Source organism: Photobacterium malacitanum (genome assembly GCF_900185615.1).
GTDB classification, from domain to species: domain Bacteria; phylum Pseudomonadota; class Gammaproteobacteria; order Enterobacterales; family Vibrionaceae; genus Photobacterium; species Photobacterium malacitanum.
This window is the reverse complement of record NZ_FYAK01000003.1, coordinates 1-21247: the sequence shown is the minus strand read 5'-3', so window position 1 is coordinate 21247 and position 21247 is coordinate 1. Positions and strand designations below refer to the sequence as shown.

Here is a 21247-nt window from a genome sequence, read left to right as displayed (position 1 = left end):
TTTAGTCGCTAAAGTCGAATTGTTATTGAACAGTGCTGTATCGATTCAATAGTCAAAGGAATCTATAGTGTCTCGTACTATTATGCTTATCCCAGTTGGCGCTGGTGTTGGTCTAACAAGCGTTAGCCTTGGTGTACTTCGTGCAATGGAGCGCAAGGGCGTTCGCGTTTCTTTCTTCAAACCTATCGCTCAACCACGTCACGGTGGCGATCAGCCAGATCTAACAACGACTATCATTCGTGCCAATAGCACAATGGAGTTGGCTGACCCATTCTCAATGGCAAGCGCAGAAGAACTGATCCGTAACGACAAAACTGACGTTCTACTTGAAGATATCGTTGCACGCTTTAAAGCGGCAACAGCAAATGCTGAAGTGGCACTTATTGAAGGTCTTGTACCAACACGTAAGCACCCATTTGCTAACCAGATCAACTACGAAATTGCTAAAACATTAGATGCAGAAATCGTATTCGTTGTTTCTCCTGGTACTGATAACCCAGCCCAACTTAAAGAGCGTATCGAAGTAGCATGTTCTAACTTCGGCGGTATTAAGAACAAGCAAATCTCAGGTGTTATTGTTAACAAACTTAACGCACCTGTTGATTCAGAAGGCCGTACTCGCCCAGATCTTTCTGAGATCTTTGATGACGTTGAAGGTACTGTGCCTTCAAATGTTGAAATCATGCAAGTGTTCAACTCTAGCCCTATTCGTGTACTTGGTTGTGCACCTTGGAGCGCAGAGCTGATCGCTACTCGTGCAACAGATATTGCTCAGCACCTAAACGCTGAAATTATCAATACTGGTGATCTAGAAACTCGTCGTATTAAGAGCATCACTTTCTGTGCACGCTCTATTCCAAATATGGTTGAGCACTTCCGTCCAGGTTCACTACTAGTAACCTCAGCTGACCGTCCAGACGTTATCGTTGCTGCATGTCTTGCTGCGATGAACGGCGTTGAGCTAGGTGCACTTCTACTAACAGGTGGTTACGACCTACCAAAACCTGTTATGGATCTATGTGAGCGCGCATTCGCGACTGGTCTTCCAGTAATGACAGCTCAAGGTAACACTTGGCAGACATCACTAAATCTACAGAGCTTCACTCTTGAAGTACCTGCAGACGATAAAGAGCGTGTAGAGCTAGTTAACGAATACATGGCAAGCCACATCGATGGTAACTGGATTGAATCGCTATCTGAAGGTTCAACTCGTGAGCGTCGTCTAAGCCCACCAGCATTCCGTTACCAGTTAACTGAACTTGCTCGTAAAGCAGCTAAGCGTATCGTTCTTCCTGAAGGTGATGAGCCACGTACAGTTAAAGCTGCGGCTATCTGTGCTGAGCGCGGTATCGCTGAATGTGTGCTTCTAGGTAACCCAGAAGAAATCCGCCGCGTTGCTGAGCAACAAGGTGTGGTTCTAGGTGCTGGCGTAACTATCATCAACTCTGATGAAGTACGTGAAAACTACGTTGCTCGTCTAGTTGAGCTACGTGGCGCGAAAGGCATGACTGACGTTGTTGCTCGTGAGAAACTACAAGATTCAGTATTCCTAGGCACAATGATGCTTGAGAACGATGAAGTTGACGGTCTAGTATCTGGTGCAGTTCACACTACAGCAAACACTATCGTTCCTCCGTTCCAAATCATCAAGACTGCACCAGATGCATCTATCGTATCTTCTGTATTCTTCATGCTACTACCTGACCAAGTATTGGTTTACGGTGACTGTGCGATCAACCCAGATCCAACAGCTGAGCAACTTGCAGAAATCGCTATCCAATCTGCAGATTCTGCAAAAGCATTTGGTATTGAACCACGTGTTGCTATGATCTCTTACTCTACTGGTACTTCTGGTAAAGGCGCAGACGTAGATAAAGTACGTGAAGCAACTAAACTTGCTCAAGAGAAACGTCCAGATCTTATCATTGACGGTCCTCTACAGTACGATGCTGCAATCATGGAAAACGTAGCGGCTTCTAAAGCACCTAACTCTCCAGTAGCTGGTAAAGCAACTGTATTTGTATTCCCAGACCTAAACACAGGTAACACAACATACAAAGCGGTACAGCGTTCTGCAGATCTAGTATCTATCGGTCCAATGCTTCAGGGCATGCGTAAGCCAGTTAACGACCTTTCTCGTGGCGCACTAGTAGACGATATCGTTTACACAGTTGCACTAACTGCGATTCAGGCTGAACAAGCTAGCGCTAAGTAATTTATTACGTTAAAACTGTTCTAACGCCCCAGCACGAATTTTTTGTGCTGGGGCGTTTTTTATTGCTGGCAACAGCTGATTTAAGCCTTTATGCTAAAAGTCTAGTTATGGTTAAGGACAACCACATAGCATGGATGCACTCAATACATTAGGGCTGTTTATTGGCTCGTTAATTTCAAATACGCTGGCCTCACTCTCTGGTGGTGGCGCAGGACTGATCCAATTTCCGCTGCTTATCTTTCTCGGCCTTCCGTTTAGTATTGCCCTTGCAACCCATAAAATAGCCAGTGTCGCTTTAGGCATAGGTGCAACAATAAAACATCTTCGTAATGGCACTTTGTCATGGAAGCTAACACTGTATGTGATCATCGTCGGCAGCGTTGGTGTCATCCTTGGCGCTAACCTAATTTTGTTAATTCCGGTTAAATTTGCAGAAGCGGCTTTAGGTGCATTAATTATTTGCCTTGGTATTTATTCTGTTACCACCAAAGAGCTCGGCCAAATTTCAGAACCACAACACCGTAATGCGGTTGGCTTTATGGTTGGTGCTGTGAGCTTATTTATTATCGGTATAATTAACGGCTCCCTCACTGCTGGCAGCGGTTTATTTGTAACTTTATTTATGGTGCGTTGGTTTGGTTGCGATTACAAACAAGCGGTAGCCATCACCCTCGTTAGTGTTGGCTTATGTTGGAATGCAATTGGCGCTGTTGCTATTTATCAAGCTGGTGCAACCATTTATTGGCCATGGCTACCGGTATTATTGGTCGGATCATTATTGGGTGGCTACCTTGGTGCTCACCTTGCTCATCAACGCAGTAATCAATTAATTAAACGTTGCTTTGAAAGCTTAACCTTTGTGATTGGCTTTAAACTGTTACTCGATCTTTAATCTTCAGCATCAACAGGAATACGCATGAACACAGCCACTATTGATATCTATTATTGTCGTCAGTGTAATTGGATGCTGCGAGCAACATGGATGACTCAAGAGCTCTTACATAGTTTCAGTGAAGAAATAAAAACTATCAGTCTTCATCCTGATACTGGTGGGCGATTTGAAATTCATTGCAACAATCGCTTAATTTGGGAACGTAAACAGGATGGCGGGTTTCCTGATGCCAAACAGCTTAAACAACGCATTCGTGATGTGATTGATCCTGAGCGAGACTTAGGCCATATCGATAGATAGCCCTTCCATCAACAAAAAAGCGCATGCTTGGTAACTCAAACATGCGCTTTTTTATTAATGGCTAACATGTTAATTAAGCACTGTTTGCGCCAACACTTCACCCTCAAAGCTAATCACAGATAGCTGGTTTGCGTCTAATAAACCGTAACTTGCAGGTAAACCATTACGTGGAATAGCCACTGAGCCTGGATTAAACACATAATAATCCCCTTTCAGCTCAGCAACCGGAATATGAGTATGTCCCGCTACAATCACATCACCCGCCATTAATTGAGGGTGTTTATCTGCATTATAAATATGCCCGTGAGTTAAAAATAATCGTCGACCATCGGCTAACATCACTAAATTATAATCAGCCATCATTGGAAAATTTAACAACATTTGATCGACTTCGCTGTCGCAATTACCTCGTACCGCGGTAATACGATCAGCATATTGATTTAATAATTCAGCCACTTTGATCGGATCATAGGCTTCAGGTAACGCATTGCGTGGACCATGATTAAGAATATCGCCAAGTAAAATAAGATACTTAGCGCCACTTTTTTCAAAGGCTGCAATCGCTTTTTGAGCACTTGCTAGACTACCGTGAATATCAGATGCAAAAAATAATTTCATTACTAAACTCAGCTACAACATCAAAAAAAATATCGCTTTAGTCTACGTGAGCGACAATAAAAATACTATTGTTGAGCTTTAGCGTAATCAAGCATCATTGTGATACAACGGCTATCATTGGCTGCAGTTATACTGTGAGGTAACAATAATTGCGAATATTTATCTCACCACTAACTTGCTTACAACATCAGTTAATTTAAAATTGTAAAACCGATCACTGCGAGGGAGTAACCACATGAAGATCTTAGTAACAGGCGCAACAGGGCTGATAGGCAAAGCATTACTTCCTCATTTAAATCATGATGAAATTACAATTATTAGCCGTGATCCTACTCGCGCTTATCAATTATTAGGCCATCATATTAATGCACTTGATTCATTACAATCGCTGCCTAATCTAAATCAATTTGATGTGGTTATTAATCTTGCTGGCGAACCGATTATGGATAAACGCTGGAGCGAGCAACAAAAGCGAATCATTGAAGACAGTCGCTGGAACATTACTCAACAATTAGTCGATAAAATTCAAGCCAGTGACACTCCACCGCATACCTTTATTAGTGGCTCAGCCGTAGGAATTTATGGCGACCAACACGATCGTACTATTGATGAAACAGTTAAAATTGCACCCAATAACACGGATTTCTCCCAACAGGTCTGTTACCGCTGGGAGCAAATCGCATTAGCAGCCCAATCTGATAACACCCGTGTTTGTTTATTACGCACAGGGATAGTATTGGCAAAACAAGGTGGCGCATTAGCGAAAATGTTACTGCCTTATCAATTAGGTCTAGGAGGTCCGATTGGCGATGGTCAACAATACTTTCCGTGGATCCAACTGCAAGACATGGTGCGAGGGATTTTATTTTTAATCAATCACAATGAGACTCAAGGCCCGTATAATTTCACCGCCCCTAACCCTGTTACCAATCGTGTTTTCAGTGCCACTCTCGCCGCCACTTTACATCGCCCACACCTGTTATTTACCCCTGCTTGGGTATTAAAATTAGCCCTTGGAGAGTCATCACAGCTATTGCTAGATGGTCAACGTGCATTGCCAAATAAGTTACAAGCAGCAGGGTTTAACTTTACTTTTCCTTGTATTGAACAAGCGTTAAAGCAGACGTTGGGGGAATAGTTTTTAAATGTTTACATAAAAAAGTCGTTCTATTGCAATAATAGAACGACTTTCTAAATTTACTTATAAACCAGACAATAATCGATCAACGTCTTTTGCATATCTTGTTTATCACTAAGCATCAACATTACATAAACGATGTTATTAACAGCATCATAACGGTAAACAATTTTTAACCCATCAGATTTAAATACTCGGTACTCAATCATTCCAAAAAACTCCCTTATGTCGTGACATATAGGGTACATTTTAGGATTATCTAGTACTGTCGATTCAAATTTCTCAATCAGCTTTTCAACCCGTTCGACGACTTTATTTTCATCATTCCACTGAGTGAAATAATCAATCAGCGCAAACATTGTATTCTCAAATGTATTCGTAGAAACTAGTTCAATCATAGACATAAAATCTCATCTATTTTTTACGCGCTGCTAATCTTTTCTTTAATGATGTCATTGACGATGTACGACCTTGCTTGATATCAGCTTCAGCAAAACTTAGCATCTTCATCATAGCAATAGCTTGCTCACGACGCTCATGTTCTTCATAAGAAATCACAACGTAAGATGGCTTACCATTTTGGGTGATCGTCAAAGGCTCAGATAACGGAAGATCTGCAGCATTTTTCTTCAGAAAACTTACTGTTTCAATCATAAATAACCTTATGCGTTTTTTTCAACGTTACAATTATCATAACCTATGACTCATGAGTTGGTCTATATTTAGACTAAATAAAAACCACTATTGTTTTATATCCATCACCGCAACGGCAACAACAGCTTGTTGATCTGCGATCGTGACACTAAATACACCAGACCAATCGCTAACACAGGTAAGCCTAGCCACATTAATGGATGTATCGTAAACGGCAGTTCAAAACCTTTCACCACCAGCAAGCCGACAACAAATTCAGCGCCAACAGCTGCAATAATACCTCCCAATAGCGCAATAATGCCGTACTCAAACCATAGAGTGGCGGCAATGCGTTTACGGCTTGCACCTAAAGTGCGGTATAACTGAATTTCAGTTTGGCGCTCGGAAATACTCAAGCGTAATAAGGTCATGATCAGCAATAAACCACTGACCACCCCCAATCCTGCCAATACCGTTAACGACCAACTGACTTGTGCTAGCAGGCCTTGAATACGGGTCGCCATCATTCGTAAATCAAGCACTGTCACGGTTGGATATTGGCTGGCTAAGGTATTGAGTAATGCATTTTGCTGCTCGCCAACTCGAAAACTGACAAGTCCTGTTGCGGGGAATGACTGCAACACATCTGGTGTGAAAATAAAGTAAAAATTAGGCTTCATATTACGCCATTCAACATCGCGAATACTGTTCACAGTAGCGTTAAATTCTAATCCACCCACAGTAAATGCTAACTTGTCACCGAGATTAATATTCAACCGTTTGGCAATGCCAGATTCAACCGAGACACCTTCCGCTTTACCCCATTGCCCTTTAGTCACGACATTATGAGTTGGCAGTGTTGTTGCCCACGTAAAGTTAAGCTCACGTTTTAAGGCAGGATCGACACTGTCATCATCCGCGTTTCGATTTAGCTCGTTACTTATCTCAGTATTATCGGCGCTTTGATCAATTGCGGTTGAATTTGATGGCGTATAAAAGCGTTGATCATTAATTGCCACTAACCGCCCACGCGTTACTGGATAACCTTGCGAGCGGGTTAACTGTGCTTTATCTAGATCAGCTAAATAGCCTTGTTGTTGTTCAGGGGCAATATTGAGTGCAAATACATTGGGCGCATCAGCAGGGAGCGTATGTTGCCAATCAGCCAGTAACTCGTTTCGTAATAAGCCAATCACTGCCAATAACATTAATGAACAAGTTAATGCCGCCAGCTGCGTCGCAGTGTTGGTTTTACTGCGATTAACTCGGCTTAGTGCTAAACGATAAGCAGCACCGAGTTGTATTTTTTGTAATAAAGCAATCGCTGCCACACCAGCTAACGCTAATATGATCAACAGTACAGCCATACCTAGCAAGGTTAGCCATACAAATAGATTACTGCCAATCCATACTATGGCTGCTAACAACGGCAAGGAAAGTAACAGCCAAGATAAACGGTTCGGTATCGATGCCAGTGTTAAAGCTTGGACTGAATGAATAGACGCAGTTTGCACCAAACGTGATAACGGTATCCCCAGTGCAGGCAATGCAATTAATAATGCCAATAATAAGCTAATCACCATCGGGGCTAATCCCATTGGCGGTAAATCATTTGGCAATAGATTTTGCAGTGGGTAACGAAGTAACCATTCAAGCCCAAATCCAAGTGTTAAACCAATAATAATCGCGACCACAAACACTAAACTGATTTGGGTGAATAACCAGCGCCATAAAAAAGACCTTGAAGCACCGAGGCTTTTCATCATCGCCACCGCCGTTTTACGGGTAACGGCATAGTGTTGACAAGTAAGCACTAAAGTCGCAGCAGCCATTAATACCACCAGCACTAACGTCAATGATAAATACTGCCGTGCCCGCTCAATAAAATCGCCGCTGCGGCTAGCATCATTTTCCGTTAACCAGCGTTGACTTGGGGTTAATCTTAACTGCTGACGAATATTGTCTAAGGCTGTATTTGAACCAGAAAGATAATAACGATAACTGATTCTACTGCCTGGTTGTACACCTCCAACGGCAGCAATATCTTGTTGATTAATAAAAACGGTCGGCATTTGGCTAAAAGGATTAAACGATAATTCAGGATCTTGAGTAATACGGCCGCTAATTTTTAGTTCAGTATCACCAACCATTAACATATCGCCAATATTGACGTTCAACAGTGAAAATAACCGTTCTGCGAGCCATAATTGCTGCGGCTGTACATGCTGATCTAATACGGTTGTATTAGCGCCCTGTAAACCTAATTCACCACGCAATGGAAAAAGAGCATCGACCGCTTTAACACTTACCAATTGCATGCCGTTATCACTAAATACCATAGTGCCAAAACGGGTTTGCTGTGACATTGTTACAGGATCTGTTGCTGAAATCTTAAGCTGCGACAGATCAACCGGCTGTGAAGAAACTAAAACTCTATCTGCGGCAAGTGCGGATCGGCCCTGATCGACAATGATCGCTTCAACACGACTCACTAATGCCGATAATGCAAACACACAGCCAATAATTAAGCTCAACGCAAGAGTAACCAACCATAATTGCCCTTGCCGAATCTCACGCCATGCCCAACGCAGCATAAAGGCCGTTTTATGACTTATGACAGCAATATTAACCATGGCGATCTTCCTTGGTTGATTGGCGATGGCTTGCTGTCTTTAACACGCCATTATCTAATCGCATTACGCGATCACAACGAGCAGCTAAAGCATCATCATGAGTGACTAATACTAACGTAGTGCCACTATTTCGATTAAGCTCAAACAGTAACTCAATGATCATCGTCGCTGTTTGCTGATCTAAATTACCCGTTGGCTCATCGGCAAACAGAATTTTAGGTTTGATCATAAACGCTCGTGCTAATGCGACCCGCTGCTGCTCACCACCAGATAATTGGCTCGGTAAATGGGTTTCACGTCCTTGTAACCCCACCACACTAAGTAGATGCTTACCGCGTTCAATATCAATATCATTGTTCTGAATTAAGCATGGCAAGGTGACATTTTCTAACGCCGTTAAGGTGGGTAACAATAAGAAATTTTGAAATACAAATCCGATAGATTCACTGCGCAATTGTGCCCGTTGCTCATCGTTTAGATTTGTCAGGTTATGGCCTAATAATTCAATCTCACCGGCTGTTGGCACATCTAACCCAGCGAGTAAGGTCATTAAGGTCGATTTTCCTGCGCCAGATACTCCCACTAATGCAATTGACTCACCTTGCTCGACCTCAAGCGAAACATCCTGCAATATAGTCATAGGCGACAAGGCTGTCGTAACCTGTTTGAAAACAGAGTGAGCTTTTATGACGGAGACTGACATGATACGAATCCTTTCATTAATAATGCTGTTATTTGCATCGACAGCATCGAGTCAAACACTATTAGTGCTGGGCGATAGTTTAAGTGCAGGTTATCAAATGCCTGCCAATAAAAGTTGGCCCAGTCTTCTTCCTAAAATATTAGCCCAACAATCTCAACCAACAACGGTTATCAATGCCAGCATTTCAGGTGACACCAGCGGTAATGGTTTAGCACGCCTTCCCCAGCTGCTGGCGCAACATCACCCCGACATTGTCTTAATCGAGTTAGGTGCTAATGATGGTTTACGTGGATTTCACCCTAAAATACTACGCAATAATTTAACCCAGATGATCACTTTAATTAAAGAAATGGGATCACAGCCATTATTAATGCAAATAGAAATTCCACCTAACTATGGCAAACGCTATAACGAACTATTTCGCAACACCTACTCGACATTGAGCCAATCATTGAATGTGCCGCTATTGCCTTTTTTTCTTATTGAAATTATTGATCAACCTCAGTTAATGATGAAAGATGGACTTCACCCAACAGCACAAGCACAACCGCTGATCGCGCAATTTATGGCGCAGCAACTTAGCCCTTATCTCAACAAGGAAACCATCCAGTGACACCATCAATTTTAATTACCGGCTGTAGTTCTGGTATTGGTTATTACTGCGCAGCAGAGCTCAATAAACTCGGTTATAACGTTATCGCCAGTTGCCGCCATATTCGTGATGTGGAACGATTAAATCACCAAGGTATTAAGTGTATTCAACTTGATCTTAGTTGTTCTAAATCCATTGATCGCGGCCTAAAGCAAGCGTTGGTCTTTACTGATGGGCAATTAGATATATTGTTTAACAATGCCGCTTACGGCCAACCTGGTGCGTTAGAAGATTTACCTACTGACGCATTACGTGCGCAATTTGAAACCAACTTTTTTGGCTGGCACCAACTTACTCGTGCTGTGATCCCATTAATGCTACAACAAGGTCACGGTAAAATTATTCAAAACAGTTCAGTTTTAGGGTTAGTAGCAATGAAGTATCGTGGCGCGTATAACGCCAGTAAATTTGCTCTTGAAGGGTATACAGATACGTTGCGATTAGAGTTATCAAATACGCCAATAAACGTTGCATTAATAGAACCCGGTCCGATTGAAAGCAATTTTCGGCATAATGCCAAACAAAAATTTGAACAATATATTGATAGTAATCATTCGCGCCATCAGCAGCCTTACCAACAAACATTGGCTCGATTAGGGGCAGCGAACCCCAATAACAAGTTTACTTTAGGCCCTGAAGCGGTATTTAAGCAGCTGTTAGCGATAATCCACAGTAAGCAGCCAAAAGCACGTTATTACGTAACCCAGCCTACATATATTTTTGGTTTTCTGCGCCGCATATTGCCGACGAAGTGGTTAGATAAACTACTAATAAAGAGTAATTAGTTAAATATAGACCATAATAACAACATTTATTATGGTCATATTTATCACTGTCACTCAGCTAAAATGGTGATAAAAACAACAACTAAAAAATAAATCTGGTTATATTTGCTCTATAACAACAGTTAAAGTTAAAAAAACAGCCCTTAAATTCAAATAATCATCCCTCAGGTATAAAAACTATAATAACGTCACATTAGTGTCACAATAAAACGCTACAGTAGTTTTAAGTCAAAAGACTCATATCATCGTAAATTTTCTTATCTGAGGTGTAGTATGTCGTTGCGCCAAATTAATATTATCTGTGTCTGTATCACACTCGCGATTATGCTGACGTTTAATAATTAGTGTCATTTAGTGCTATTTTCTTGATTCGTCTCGATTCATCCCCATATATTTGTTATAGCCTTTCAAATAGCCAACGGATATCAGCACATGTATCAAAATGTCGCGCTTGAATTAAACGAACAGAATCTTCAGCAGATCATCGAACAATCGATGCAGACACCTGTGGCAATCAGTTTCTGGGCCCCTTCGATGCCAGAAACACTTGAAGTCAATGCAACGCTTGAAAAAATTGCCCGTGAATATCAAGGGCAATTTACACTTGCGACAGTCAACTGTGAAACTCAACAAATGGTTGCCTCTCAGTTTGGCGTTCGCGGTTTACCGACCGTCGCTTTATTTAAAGGTGGTCAGCCCGTTGATGGCTCTGCCGGACCACAAACGGAACAAAGTTTACGTGAGATGCTAAATCGTCACCTGCCATCACCAGAAGAACTTCAGCTACAACATGCTTTAGCATTAGTCGCAAGTGAAGACTACAATCAAGCACTGGCACTACTTCGTCAACTGGCACAAAAATTCCCTAAAAATAGCACCATTGAGCTAGCCATTGCCGAATGTTTAATTGCAGCAGGATTATTTGATGAAGCGGAATTAATTCTCGATACCATTCCAATGCAAGATCAAGATGCTCAATATAAAGGACTGGTTGCTAAACTTGAATTACATAAGCAAGCAGGTAATTCACCAGAAATCCAACAATTAGAACAAAAATTTGCAACTAACCCTAGCGATGCCAATATCGCTTTTGAGCTTGCCGTTCAATACAGTCAAGTTAATCGTAATGAAGAAGCATTAGCATTATTACTTGAAGTACTTAGTCGTGATCTAAATTTTGCTGACGGCAGTGCTAAAAAAACCATGATGGATATTTTAGCCGCATTAGGCCAAGGTAATCCAATTGCGGCCAATTACCGTCGTCAACTATATTCATTGTTATATTAATTTAATCCAATAAAAAAAGGCCCGTCAGCATCATGCTCACGGGCCTTTTTTATTTATCTAATCTTAAAATTAACTTGCATTTGTTTTTTCAAACACTAAAAATTTATTACCAGAATCAATAACTAAAGTATTATTAATCACTTCAATACTGGTTGCGCTACGTAATACGTTTAGCATATTTTCTTCTTGAGTAACAAGCTCTGGCAAACAAATTCTGCGAGTAACAGTTGGCAAAGTAAAACTGCCGTCAGCAGCAATTAAGCGTCCTTTAAATTGATTACAGCCAGTAAATCCAGAAACCTTCATATCAGCATTAATAATTAATTTAGGCTTATGCTTGGTAACACCTGGAATACAAACCCCTCCTTTGAGGGTCCAATCACCAACTAATTGAGTTGACTTCTTTAATTGCTGATTAGAAAAACAGCCCGTTAATGAAATGGCCAATAATATTAATAAACAAAACTTACTTTTTTTCATCATGCTCTACGACTCAATCTTAATCTCAATAGTTTGCTTTCATCATATCTAAACAGGCTATTGAGATAACAATCGAATAAAATAATGCCGATGATCTCTCATCGGCATTAATATTAAAACTAGTTTAAAACTAGACAGTTAGTACAATCGTCTTAATTACTTAAGGATGATTTGTACTGAACGCTGCACGTAGTTAGTGCTGTCTGCTTTATCAGTTTTGATTGGGTTTGTGTTAGCAACAGAAGAAACAGTTAGGCGAGATGCGCTAATACCGTTTGCTTCTAGGAAGCTAGCAACGTTTGCTGCACGCTCTGCAGAAACTTTGTCGTTGATTGCCTTGCCACCAACGCTATCGGTACGACCGATGATTTGAGCGTTAACTGCTGGGTTAGCTTGCATAGTTGCAGCAATCTCACCTAGGTTGTAACGACCGTAAGCGTTTAGCTTAGTTTCGCCATTTTGGTATGGAAGAACGTAAGAAGAACGTGTTGGTACTTGTGCTTCTACAGCAACTTCTTTAACTACTTCAACATTGTTAGTAACAACTACTGGTGTAGCTGGTTGACCAAACTTGTATGTCATACCCCAGTACGCTTGAGTTAGATCAGCGTGACCGTGTGAAGTACGTAGGTTTTGGTAGTAATCAGCACCAATTTGAGTAGATAGTGCGTTAGTTAGCTGGTAAGAAAGACCTAGACCGCCAGTTGCAGAGAAGCTATCAGACTTCATATGGAATGCATTATCAGCGAAGTTCTTATCATCAGCGTAGATGTAAGTTGCACCAACTTTAGCAAATGCAGATAATTTTTGTGTAAGAGGTAGGTTACCTTTAACACCAACAGTTGCTAGGTTTAGGTTTGAATTACCTAGGTTGTACATGAAGTCGTAGCTACCGTAAACACCAACGTATTGGTTGAAGTCGTAACCAGCATCTAGCTTAGCGCTAGGAGCATTAGTTTGACCACCAAACATGTGAGAGTCTGCGCTACCAACATAACCCATACCTAGTGCACCACCAACCCAGAAGCCGTGGCCTTGACCAGCGTACCAGTGACCAGTTGCTGCTGATTGAGTTAGTGCCGCAGTGTTATTTGTAGCCGTTGCAGGTGCATCAGCAGCCATTGCAGATGTAGCAACGCCTAGAGATAAAGCTGCTACTACAGCTAGAGATAGAGATTTCAATTTCATGTTTAACTCCATTGGTTAAATACTTTAAAACTTTTCTAATTGTCTGCCCATATAAGTGCGTACTATCTATTATTTTAAGTGTGTATCGCAGGACAGCCTTTGTCAGGAACCTACTCATTTTGTGACTGTGTTAGCATTAAGGCAAATAATAAAAAATGATGTTCACAATTAATTGGCGTTTTTTCACACGCGTCAAAAAAATGGCTTCTGAAAAATAAATCTTTCAGAAAAAATTTAGATAAATAAAAAAAACAGTTTTTTTTAACGCTTAGATTCATATAAAAAAACATAAAAACAGTACATAATTCAAAAAAATACCATATAAAACATACAAATAAACACTAACAACTTTATCATCAACGCGTAAAAAAAAATGTGAAAAACACACTTTTTTATACTACACATAATGTGATAAATAATCATATCTGCCCTTTTGAGGCGGTAATTATCCTTTATCATCTCTTCCATAAATCTTTTTTTTTGTTAGCATTTGCTTTGAAAATAAAGGATCGAGATGGGTAATGAACTTTTTTAGAGTAGCAATAACAGCTGCGACTCCCTTGTTGCTCTTTGTATGTTTACTAAAAAAATGTGTCTTTTATATCGCTATAAACACCCAAATGCTTCGATACCGAAAGCAATAACAATAAAAAAAGCAGTCGTCATCTAAGAGCGTACTGCGTAAAACAGATACTAAGATAGGTAGTTAACGCCATGATCATATATAAATACGGTAAGGATGTTTTTGAGCCGCAAAAAAGCGCTTACACGAATCAAGAAGCAACCACTAAGCTCAGTGCTAGCGAAACAAAAATCCTCCAATTTTTAATCGATAACAGTGGCGAAATTATCAGTCGTGAAAAACTACTTGAAATTGGTTGGCCAGATAAAGTGGTTGTACCTAACTCATTAAATGTTGCTATTGCGAATCTTCGCAAAGCATTTAAAAGCAAGAATGAAATTATCATCACAATTAAAGGGGCAGGATTTACAATTGCCAATAACACCTTTATCCAACAACAATTTCAACCCGAAGTTGTGATCGATAATGAACAGCATAGCTCGGAGCAATTACAGCCAACCGATCACCATAGTGATAGTAATACCGCTGGTACTGATGCGAAGAAGACTAAACATACATCAACAGCTCACTCATTCCCAACCATGGCAAAAATTGGCTATACCATTTGCTTAACGGTTATGTTTGCTTGGGTGATGTTATGGGCTAGCAGCTGGCAGTCTCCACCTTGTGTTACCGTTAATGCTCAAAAAATTTGTGGTAATATTGAATTGCTCAACCTACAAAAACTACCACAAAACTTGAGCAGTAAAAGCACGGTTTACATTGATACCAATGGAAAAATGTATGAAAAAATTTAAATACGTCGTCATAGCATTATTGGTTTTAATGCTATACCCCGTTATTAATGGCATGGGGTGTGATTTTAACTATAAGTACGTAACACCCAGCCATGAACAATTTGGTAGTTGCAAGTTTGGCCAATACACACTCATTGATTACCCAAACCCTAAAAAAGACAATGGTTATACTGTCTTAAAGGGGCTGTATTTTTATGCCTTTGGTAATGCTGCCGTATTGGTAGTGGATACTGAAGATCACACTAAAAAAATCACCGATGCTGCGATTGAAAGCCTTAATTGGACCCATGAGAGTTTTTGGCATCAATTTAATCTCAAGCGATTAGATAAAAATACTATGATTAGCTATAGCTCATCACCAAAAAAGCAATTACGTGTTATTCCTTATGATGGCACCTTATCAATGACAGATAGTGGTCACTAACTAACATATGGCTAAATAATCGACTTAAATGGTTATTTAGCCTTTTTTAGTTAAGCTATCAATAATTGGGCATGCTGAATTTTTATCGCCAGGACATTGTTCAGTCAATGCTGCTAGGGTTAATTTAATTTGTTTAAGCTCTTCTATTTTATGATCTATCTCTACTAATTTTTGTAGTGCTTTTTGTTTAACATCACGGCTTTGACGATCGGGATCGGTTGATAATGCCAGTAATTGCTGACACTCATCTAAAGAAAATCCAATCATTCGAGAACGCTTTATAAGTAATAACTCCGCAATATGCTCCGCATTGTAATAACGATAGCCATTGACTCCCCTTGGTGCGGCACTTATCACCCCTTTGCTTTCATAAAAACGGATCGTTTTAGCCGTTAATCCGGTTTGTTTAGCAACATCACTAATACTCATCATCACTTGCTTACTCTACTGTATTAAAAAATAGCCTTGACATTATAGTTACTGGAAGGATTATGCTAGCGTTATTATTTCATTTAAGCATTAAAGGCGAGCACATGAATACCGTAACCCTTCCTCTTGCCAATGTACGCTGTATGCGTTGCGTGAATAAAATTCGTGATGCCATAAGCCTACTCCCTCAAACTGAAATTATTGATATTAATACTGAGTATTTAACCATAACCAATGATACCCCTTTAAGCCCGCTGTTTGATGCTGTAACAGCATTAGGCTACCAAGTTGGCTATCATTACCAATTACCACTGAGTGGCTTATCCTGTGGCCACTGTGTTGCTAAAATTGAACAAGCACTAGCTGAACGTGATGATGTTGCACATTTTAATATTAGCAAACAGCTCGCGGATGTATCAGGCTCAATAAGTGAGCAAGCACTAACTGACATTATCGTTAAACTTGGCTATCAGGTTGTCACTAATCCGCAACAACATAGCTATGACTTCAGTTTAACCGGGTTATCATGCGGAAAATGTGTTGCTAAATTAACCACCGTCTTATCGCAAGCCAATATTGAGATTATTAGTATTGATAAAAATAATCTCAGTGTTAAAACATCATTAGCAGCTAACGAGATTATTGCATTGGTAGCCACCGCAGGTTATCAAGCGATAACACCATCTCAGTCAGCAACGTTAATTGATCAATCTCTCGCACCAGAACCAGAACCAGAACCAGAACCAGAACCAGAACCAGAACCAAAAATTACAGCCCCACCGCAAGGTCAAGCAACCCAATTATTATTATCAGGGCTAACGTGTGCCAGTTGCGTAGCATCTGTAGAAAAAGCAATAAAGGCGGTAAACGGCGTTGACAGTGTCAATGTTAACCTTGCTGAGCGTACAGCCTTAATTTATGGGCAAGCATCACCACAGGCGATTATTACTGCAATAGAACAAGCGGGTTATGGCGCAGAACAAAGTGAAGATGATCAAAGTCGCCGTCTTCGTCAGCAGCAGCAAAACCAACAAACAGTAGCAACCCATATGCGTAATGCCATGATTGCACTCGGCTTAGGGATCCCGATGATGGCTTGGGGGATCTTTGGCGGTAGCATGATCATTGACTCTACAGCCAGTCAAATAAGTTGGGGAATTGTTGGTTTAATTACCTTGGCGTTATTAGTAACGGCAGGAAAAGATTTTTATATCAATAGTTGGAAAGCTTTCCGTCATCATCGTGCCACCATGGATACATTGGTAGCCTTGGGGACTGGTGCGGCATGGCTATTTTCAATGGCTGTAGTTATTGCACCAACGATGTTTCCAGTTGCAGCTCGTCACGTGTACTTTGAAGCTTCTGCAATGATTATTGGTTTAATTACTCTAGGTCATGCACTAGAAGCACGCGCACGCAGCCGAACCTCAAAAGCCTTAGAGCGTTTGATCGATCTTCAACCTCAAACGGCGATTGTGGTTGAAAATGGACAAGACATTGAGCGCCCATTGAGCGAAGTTATTGCTGGCATGACGTTACGTTTAAAGCCAGGATCTAAAGTGGCTGTTGATGGTTATGTTATTGATGGTAATAGCTATATTGATGAATCAATGCTTACAGGTGAGCCTTTGGCTGTGCATAAAAAAACGGGCGATCATGTTCGTGCAGGCACAATTAACCAACAAGGGAGCCTATTATTTAAAGCTGAGCATATAGGCAGTGACACTATGCTTGCGCGTATTATTCAATTAGTGCGCCAAGCACAAAGTAGTAAGCCAGCCCTAGCACGCTTAGCGGATACCATCTCCAGTATTTTCGTACCTAGTGTGATGATCATTGCCATATTAACGGCCATGGCTTGGTATTATTTTGGTCCACAACCAGCATCGGTGTATATGCTTGTTGCTGCTACCACAGTACTTATCATTGCTTGTCCGTGTGCATTAGGCCTAGCAACACCAATGTCCGTAACCGTTGGTGTTGGGCGTGCAGCAGAATTAGGCATTTTAATTAAAGATGCAGAAGCTATGCAGCAAGCGGCTAGCATTGATACTGTGGTATTAGATAAAACAGGTACCTTAACTGAAGGTAAACCACAAGTAGTTGATTATAAAATTTATAATGCATTAACTCGTAAACAATTGATTCAATTAGCTGCCAGCTTAGAACAAGGATCAGAGCACCCATTAGCGAATGCCATTGTTGAATCAGCGCACCAACAACAACTTGCGCTTTACCCGCACAGCAACTTTAATGCATATGCCGGATTAGGTGTATCCGGCACCATAGAACAACAGCAATTATTACTCGGTAATACCACATTCATGCATCAAAATGAAATTAATATTTCTCACGCTGAAGCTGACTTTGACTTCATTGCCAGCCAAGGCGCAACACCGGTTTACCTAGCTCAAAATGGTATTTTAGCAGGGATCATTGGTATCAGTGATCCACTCCGTGATGATTCATTGTCTGCTGTTAAGCGTATGCAAAATATGGGACTTAATGTGGTAATGCTCACCGGTGACAGCGTCAAAACAGCCCACGTTATTGCTGCTAAACTCGGTATTTCAGACGTAGTTGCCGATGTATTACCTGATGGCAAAGCCGCTCAAATTACCTTATTACAACAACAAGGTAAACGAGTAGCTATGGTCGGTGACGGTATCAATGACGCACCAGCCCTTGCATTAGCTGAAGTGGGAATCGCGATGGGAAGTGGTACTGATGTTGCTATTGAAAGTGCCCAATTTACTCTAATGCGTCACTCACTGCACGGTGTAGCGGATGCCTTGGAGTTATCAAAAGCAACATTACGAAATATCAAAGAAAACTTATTTGGTGCCTTTATTTACAACACATTAGGTATTCCAATTGCGGCTGGCGTGTTATTCCCGCTTACAGGAACACTGCTAAGCCCTGTGATTGCAGGTGCGGCAATGGCGCTATCATCAATCACTGTAGTAAGTAACGCTAACCGGTTACGTTTATTCAAGCCAAGCCAACAACATCAGGAGAAATAGTATGTGTTTTTTATTCGGTGCTGCTGCAATTGGGTTTATTGTATGGTGGTTCTGGCTTCATCCAAGTATTCGTAACCCAAAATAATTATCTTTAAGCAATCATATTAAGGCTACTTCGGTAGCCTTTTTTGATCTCACTTAGCCCAATTATTTGTTATAACTTAACTATCCTACTTAATCAGCGGTAACTTATGTTCAAATCTCTTTTATCAAAAGCATTATTACTTCTGCCTTTTATTTCCCAATCGGCACTTGCAACACCGATTGTATGGAAAATTTATGACCAACAACGTGAGTTTTATGTTTTAGGTTCTATTCATGCAGGAAAAGAAGCGATGTTTCCGTTGCCTGCTATATTTCTTGAGCAATGGCAACACGCTGATGCATTGGTTGTTGAAGCTAATATTTTACAACAATCACAGGTAGCTCCAACGATTAAGCCACCTTTTACTCAACAAGCACTCTCAGCGACAGAACTCAAACAACTACAAAAGATCACGACTACACTCAACATTTCATTTGAACAGCTACTTCAACAGCCACCTTGGTTAACTGCTGTTACTCTTCAGCTCGCTCTTGCTGATAAACTCGAACTAAAATCAGATTATGGTATCGACTACGTGCTGTTACAGCGCGCTCAGCAGCAACAATTGCCAATCCTCGAATTAGAAAGTGTTAGCCAGCAATTTAATATGCTTGAAACGCTACCAGAAAATGGCACTCCTATGTTGCTGGAAACGATCAATGAATGGCATAAAACCCAATCATCATTGCGTTGCTTAGTGAAAGTTTGGCAACACGGCGATGGTAATAAGCTTGAACAACTGTTTCAAGAAAGCCAATTTGATCCCACCACTGATGATGCCTTAATTTTTAACCGTAATCAGCGCTGGGCAGAAGCCTTAGTAAAAGATCCTACTTATCAATCAGGTAAGTTTATGGTGGTAGTCGGCGCATTTCATTTAATAGGCGAACAAGGATTACCGAATTTGATGAAACAGCAGGGCTTTAGCGTTGAGAAGATGACTTCAGGTACAACAGCCGATTGTGATTAAGGTGAAGAGCTACCAAACTGAACTATTCACCCATTTCGACAAACGAAAAAAAACCTGAATCTTTCGACTCAGGTTTTCTTAATCGTGGTCGGTGAAGAGCCAGGTTTTAATATCGGTGAACCCTCACCCTCTGAGCATCAAAGCTATGATTCATTTTATACCGACGAAAAAAAACCGTATCTTTCGATACGGTTTTCTTAATCGTGGTCGGTGAAGAGGGATTCGAACCCCCGACCCTCTGGTCCCAAACCAGATGCGCTACCAAACTGCGCTATTCACCGACTTAATTCTTTTTCTGGAACGCTGATAGAAGGGTCAACCCTCTGGTCCGCTATTCCTAACATCAGAGATGCGCTACCAAACTGCGCTATTCACCGACAATCTTTAGGCTTACAAGGCCAAGGTCTCTAATAAAAAGATAACCTGAATAATGGGGTGGCTAACGAGGCTTGAACTCGCGACAACCGGAATCACAATCCGGGACTCTACCAACTGAGCTATAGCCACCATTATAAGTGGTCGGTGAAGAGGGATTCGAACCCCCGACCCTCTGGTCCCAAACCAGATGCGCTACCAAACTGCGCTATTCACCGACTAATTCTTTTCTGGAACGCTGCTAGAAGGGTCAACCCTCTGGTCCGCTATTCCTAACATCAGAGATGCGCTACCAAACTGCGCTATTCACCGACTAATTCTTTTCTGGAACGCTGCTAGAAGGGTCAACCCTCTGGTCCGCTATTCCTAACATCAGAGATGCGCTACTAAACTGCGCTATTCACCGACTAATTCTTTTCTGGAACGCTGCTAGAAGGGTCAACCCTCTGGTCCGCTATTCCTAACATCAGAGATGCGCTACTAAACTGCGCTATTCACCGACGATAATACTGGTTTTAATAAACCACTACTTTAAATAGTGGTCGGTGAAGAGGGATTCGAACCCCCGACCCTCTGGTCCCAAACCAGATGCGCTACCAAACTGCGCTATTCACCGACTTAATTCTTTTTCTGGAACGCTGATAGAAGGGTCAACCCTCTGGTCCGCTATTCCTAACATCAGAGATGCGCTACCAAACTGCGCTATTCACCGACAATCTTTAGGCTTACAAGGCCAAGGTCTCTAATAAAAAGATAACCTGAATAATGGGGTGGCTAACGAGGCTTGAACTCGCGACAACCGGAATCACAATCCGGGACTCTACCAACTGAGCTATAGCCACCATTATAAGTGGTCGGTGAAGAGGGATTCGAACCCCCGACCCTCTGGTCCCAAACCAGATGCGCTACCAAACTGCGCTATTCACCGACTAATTCTTTTCTGGAACGCTGCTAGAAGGGTCAACCCTCTGGTCCGCTATTCCTAACATCAGAGATGCGCTACTAAACTGCGCTATTCACCGACGATAATACTGGTT

At 41.3% G+C, this 21247-nt stretch carries 19 protein-coding genes and 6 tRNA genes; 11 read left to right on the top strand and 14 right to left on the bottom strand.

What is annotated here, in order from left to right; all coding sequences use genetic code 11:
• Positions 1 to 67 precede the first annotated feature (67 nt).
• The 3 genes from pta (at position 68) to PMAL9190_RS09510 (ending at position 3407) form a co-directional block, all read left to right on the top strand.
• Positions 68 to 2215, top strand: a complete 2148-nt coding sequence (gene pta / locus PMAL9190_RS09520) for a phosphate acetyltransferase (RefSeq protein WP_200813405.1) — start codon at positions 68 to 70, stop codon at positions 2213 to 2215.
• A gap of 130 nt (positions 2216 to 2345) precedes the next feature.
• Positions 2346 to 3107: a sulfite exporter TauE/SafE family protein gene (locus PMAL9190_RS09515; RefSeq protein WP_087844989.1), complete on the top strand. Its 762-nt coding sequence runs from the start codon at positions 2346 to 2348 to the stop codon at positions 3105 to 3107.
• Positions 3108 to 3131: 24 nt separating this feature from the next.
• A complete protein-coding gene (locus tag PMAL9190_RS09510) occupies positions 3132 to 3407 on the top strand; it encodes an Rdx family protein (RefSeq protein WP_087821016.1) in 276 nt (91 codons plus the stop codon).
• Positions 3408 to 3476: 69 nt separating this feature from the next.
• Here the strand turns inward: PMAL9190_RS09510 and yfcE are convergent, their stop codons facing one another.
• Complete coding sequence (gene yfcE / locus PMAL9190_RS09505; RefSeq protein ID WP_087844988.1) at positions 3477 to 4025, bottom strand: phosphodiesterase; 549 nt, start codon at positions 4023 to 4025, stop codon at positions 3477 to 3479.
• A gap of 235 nt (positions 4026 to 4260) precedes the next feature.
• Between yfcE and PMAL9190_RS09500 the strand changes: the two genes are divergently transcribed.
• Positions 4261 to 5163 carry a TIGR01777 family oxidoreductase gene (locus tag PMAL9190_RS09500; protein WP_087844987.1) on the top strand — a complete coding sequence of 301 codons (903 nt, stop codon included), beginning with the start codon at positions 4261 to 4263 and terminating at the stop codon, positions 5161 to 5163.
• A gap of 59 nt (positions 5164 to 5222) precedes the next feature.
• Here the strand turns inward: PMAL9190_RS09500 and PMAL9190_RS09495 are convergent, their stop codons facing one another.
• The 4 genes from PMAL9190_RS09495 to PMAL9190_RS09480 form a co-directional block, all read right to left on the bottom strand.
• Complete coding sequence (locus PMAL9190_RS09495) at positions 5223 to 5567, bottom strand: type II toxin-antitoxin system RelE/ParE family toxin (protein ID WP_065169017.1); 345 nt, start codon at positions 5565 to 5567, stop codon at positions 5223 to 5225.
• A gap of 10 nt (positions 5568 to 5577) precedes the next feature.
• Complete coding sequence (locus PMAL9190_RS09490; protein ID WP_087844986.1) at positions 5578 to 5817, bottom strand: type II toxin-antitoxin system prevent-host-death family antitoxin; 240 nt, start codon at positions 5815 to 5817, stop codon at positions 5578 to 5580.
• A gap of 104 nt (positions 5818 to 5921) precedes the next feature.
• Positions 5922 to 8429 (bottom strand): ABC transporter permease, encoded by a 2508-nt coding sequence (locus PMAL9190_RS09485; protein WP_087844985.1) that lies wholly within the window; start codon positions 8427 to 8429, stop codon positions 5922 to 5924.
• Entirely contained in the window at positions 8422 to 9132 is a 711-nt protein-coding gene (locus PMAL9190_RS09480) for an ABC transporter ATP-binding protein (RefSeq protein WP_087844984.1), read from the bottom strand. Before PMAL9190_RS09480 ends, PMAL9190_RS09485 begins: the two co-directional genes overlap by 8 nt.
• Here PMAL9190_RS09480 and PMAL9190_RS09475 point away from each other — a divergent pair.
• The 3 genes from PMAL9190_RS09475 (at position 9131) to PMAL9190_RS09465 (ending at position 11856) form a co-directional block, all read left to right on the top strand.
• Positions 9131 to 9745, top strand: coding sequence for an arylesterase (locus tag PMAL9190_RS09475; protein ID WP_087844983.1), 615 nt, complete (start codon positions 9131 to 9133; stop codon positions 9743 to 9745). The two genes, PMAL9190_RS09480 and PMAL9190_RS09475, sit on opposite strands and share 2 nt — an antisense overlap.
• Positions 9742 to 10569 (top strand): SDR family oxidoreductase, encoded by an 828-nt coding sequence (locus PMAL9190_RS09470; RefSeq protein WP_087844982.1) that lies wholly within the window; start codon positions 9742 to 9744, stop codon positions 10567 to 10569. Before PMAL9190_RS09475 ends, PMAL9190_RS09470 begins: the two co-directional genes overlap by 4 nt.
• Before the next feature lie 432 nt (positions 10570 to 11001).
• Positions 11002 to 11856 (top strand): co-chaperone YbbN, encoded by an 855-nt coding sequence (locus PMAL9190_RS09465; RefSeq protein ID WP_087844981.1) that lies wholly within the window; start codon positions 11002 to 11004, stop codon positions 11854 to 11856.
• Positions 11857 to 11925: 69 nt separating this feature from the next.
• Here the strand turns inward: PMAL9190_RS09465 and PMAL9190_RS09460 are convergent, their stop codons facing one another.
• Positions 11926 to 12339: an META domain-containing protein gene (locus PMAL9190_RS09460; RefSeq protein WP_235004338.1), complete on the bottom strand. Its 414-nt coding sequence runs from the start codon at positions 12337 to 12339 to the stop codon at positions 11926 to 11928.
• Positions 12340 to 12492: 153 nt separating this feature from the next.
• The gene (locus PMAL9190_RS09455; RefSeq protein WP_087844980.1) at positions 12493 to 13524 is read right to left on the bottom strand and encodes an OmpA family protein; all 1032 of its coding nucleotides are present in this window, start codon (positions 13522 to 13524) and stop codon (positions 12493 to 12495) included.
• 714 nt (positions 13525 to 14238) lie between these two features.
• Here PMAL9190_RS09455 and PMAL9190_RS09450 point away from each other — a divergent pair.
• Together PMAL9190_RS09450 and PMAL9190_RS09445 are read left to right on the top strand one after the other, a co-directional pair.
• On the top strand, positions 14239 to 14904 hold the full coding sequence (locus tag PMAL9190_RS09450; protein ID WP_087844979.1) for a transcriptional regulator: 666 nt from the start codon (positions 14239 to 14241) through the stop codon (positions 14902 to 14904).
• A complete protein-coding gene (locus tag PMAL9190_RS09445; RefSeq protein WP_087844978.1) occupies positions 14891 to 15328 on the top strand; it encodes a hypothetical protein in 438 nt (145 codons plus the stop codon). The genes PMAL9190_RS09450 and PMAL9190_RS09445 overlap by 14 nt, the downstream gene beginning before the upstream one ends.
• 36 nt (positions 15329 to 15364) lie before the next feature.
• Here PMAL9190_RS09445 and cueR read toward each other — a convergent pair whose 3' ends face one another.
• Positions 15365 to 15757 carry a Cu(I)-responsive transcriptional regulator gene (gene cueR, locus PMAL9190_RS09440; RefSeq protein ID WP_159458392.1) on the bottom strand — a complete coding sequence of 131 codons (393 nt, stop codon included), beginning with the start codon at positions 15755 to 15757 and terminating at the stop codon, positions 15365 to 15367.
• Between the two features lie 104 nt (positions 15758 to 15861).
• Between cueR and PMAL9190_RS09435 the strand changes: the two genes are divergently transcribed.
• Positions 15862 to 18780, top strand: a complete 2919-nt coding sequence (locus PMAL9190_RS09435) for a cation transporter (RefSeq protein WP_235004337.1) — start codon at positions 15862 to 15864, stop codon at positions 18778 to 18780.
• Between the two features lie 191 nt (positions 18781 to 18971).
• Positions 18972 to 19835, top strand: a complete 864-nt coding sequence (locus PMAL9190_RS09430) for a TraB/GumN family protein (protein ID WP_087844976.1) — start codon at positions 18972 to 18974, stop codon at positions 19833 to 19835.
• A 204-nt stretch (positions 19836 to 20039) separates the two neighbouring features.
• Here PMAL9190_RS09430 and PMAL9190_RS09425 read toward each other — a convergent pair.
• The 6 genes from PMAL9190_RS09425 to PMAL9190_RS09400 form a co-directional block, all read right to left on the bottom strand.
• A tRNA-Pro gene (locus PMAL9190_RS09425) sits at positions 20040 to 20116 on the bottom strand.
• 150 nt (positions 20117 to 20266) lie between these two features.
• Positions 20267 to 20342 (bottom strand) — tRNA-His (locus PMAL9190_RS09420).
• A gap of 9 nt (positions 20343 to 20351) precedes the next feature.
• A tRNA-Pro gene (locus PMAL9190_RS09415) sits at positions 20352 to 20428 on the bottom strand.
• A gap of 321 nt (positions 20429 to 20749) precedes the next feature.
• Positions 20750 to 20826, bottom strand: a tRNA-Pro gene (locus tag PMAL9190_RS09410).
• 150 nt (positions 20827 to 20976) lie between these two features.
• Positions 20977 to 21052, bottom strand: a tRNA-His gene (locus tag PMAL9190_RS09405).
• A gap of 9 nt (positions 21053 to 21061) precedes the next feature.
• Positions 21062 to 21138, bottom strand: a tRNA-Pro gene (locus PMAL9190_RS09400).
• Positions 21139 to 21247 lie beyond the last annotated feature (109 nt).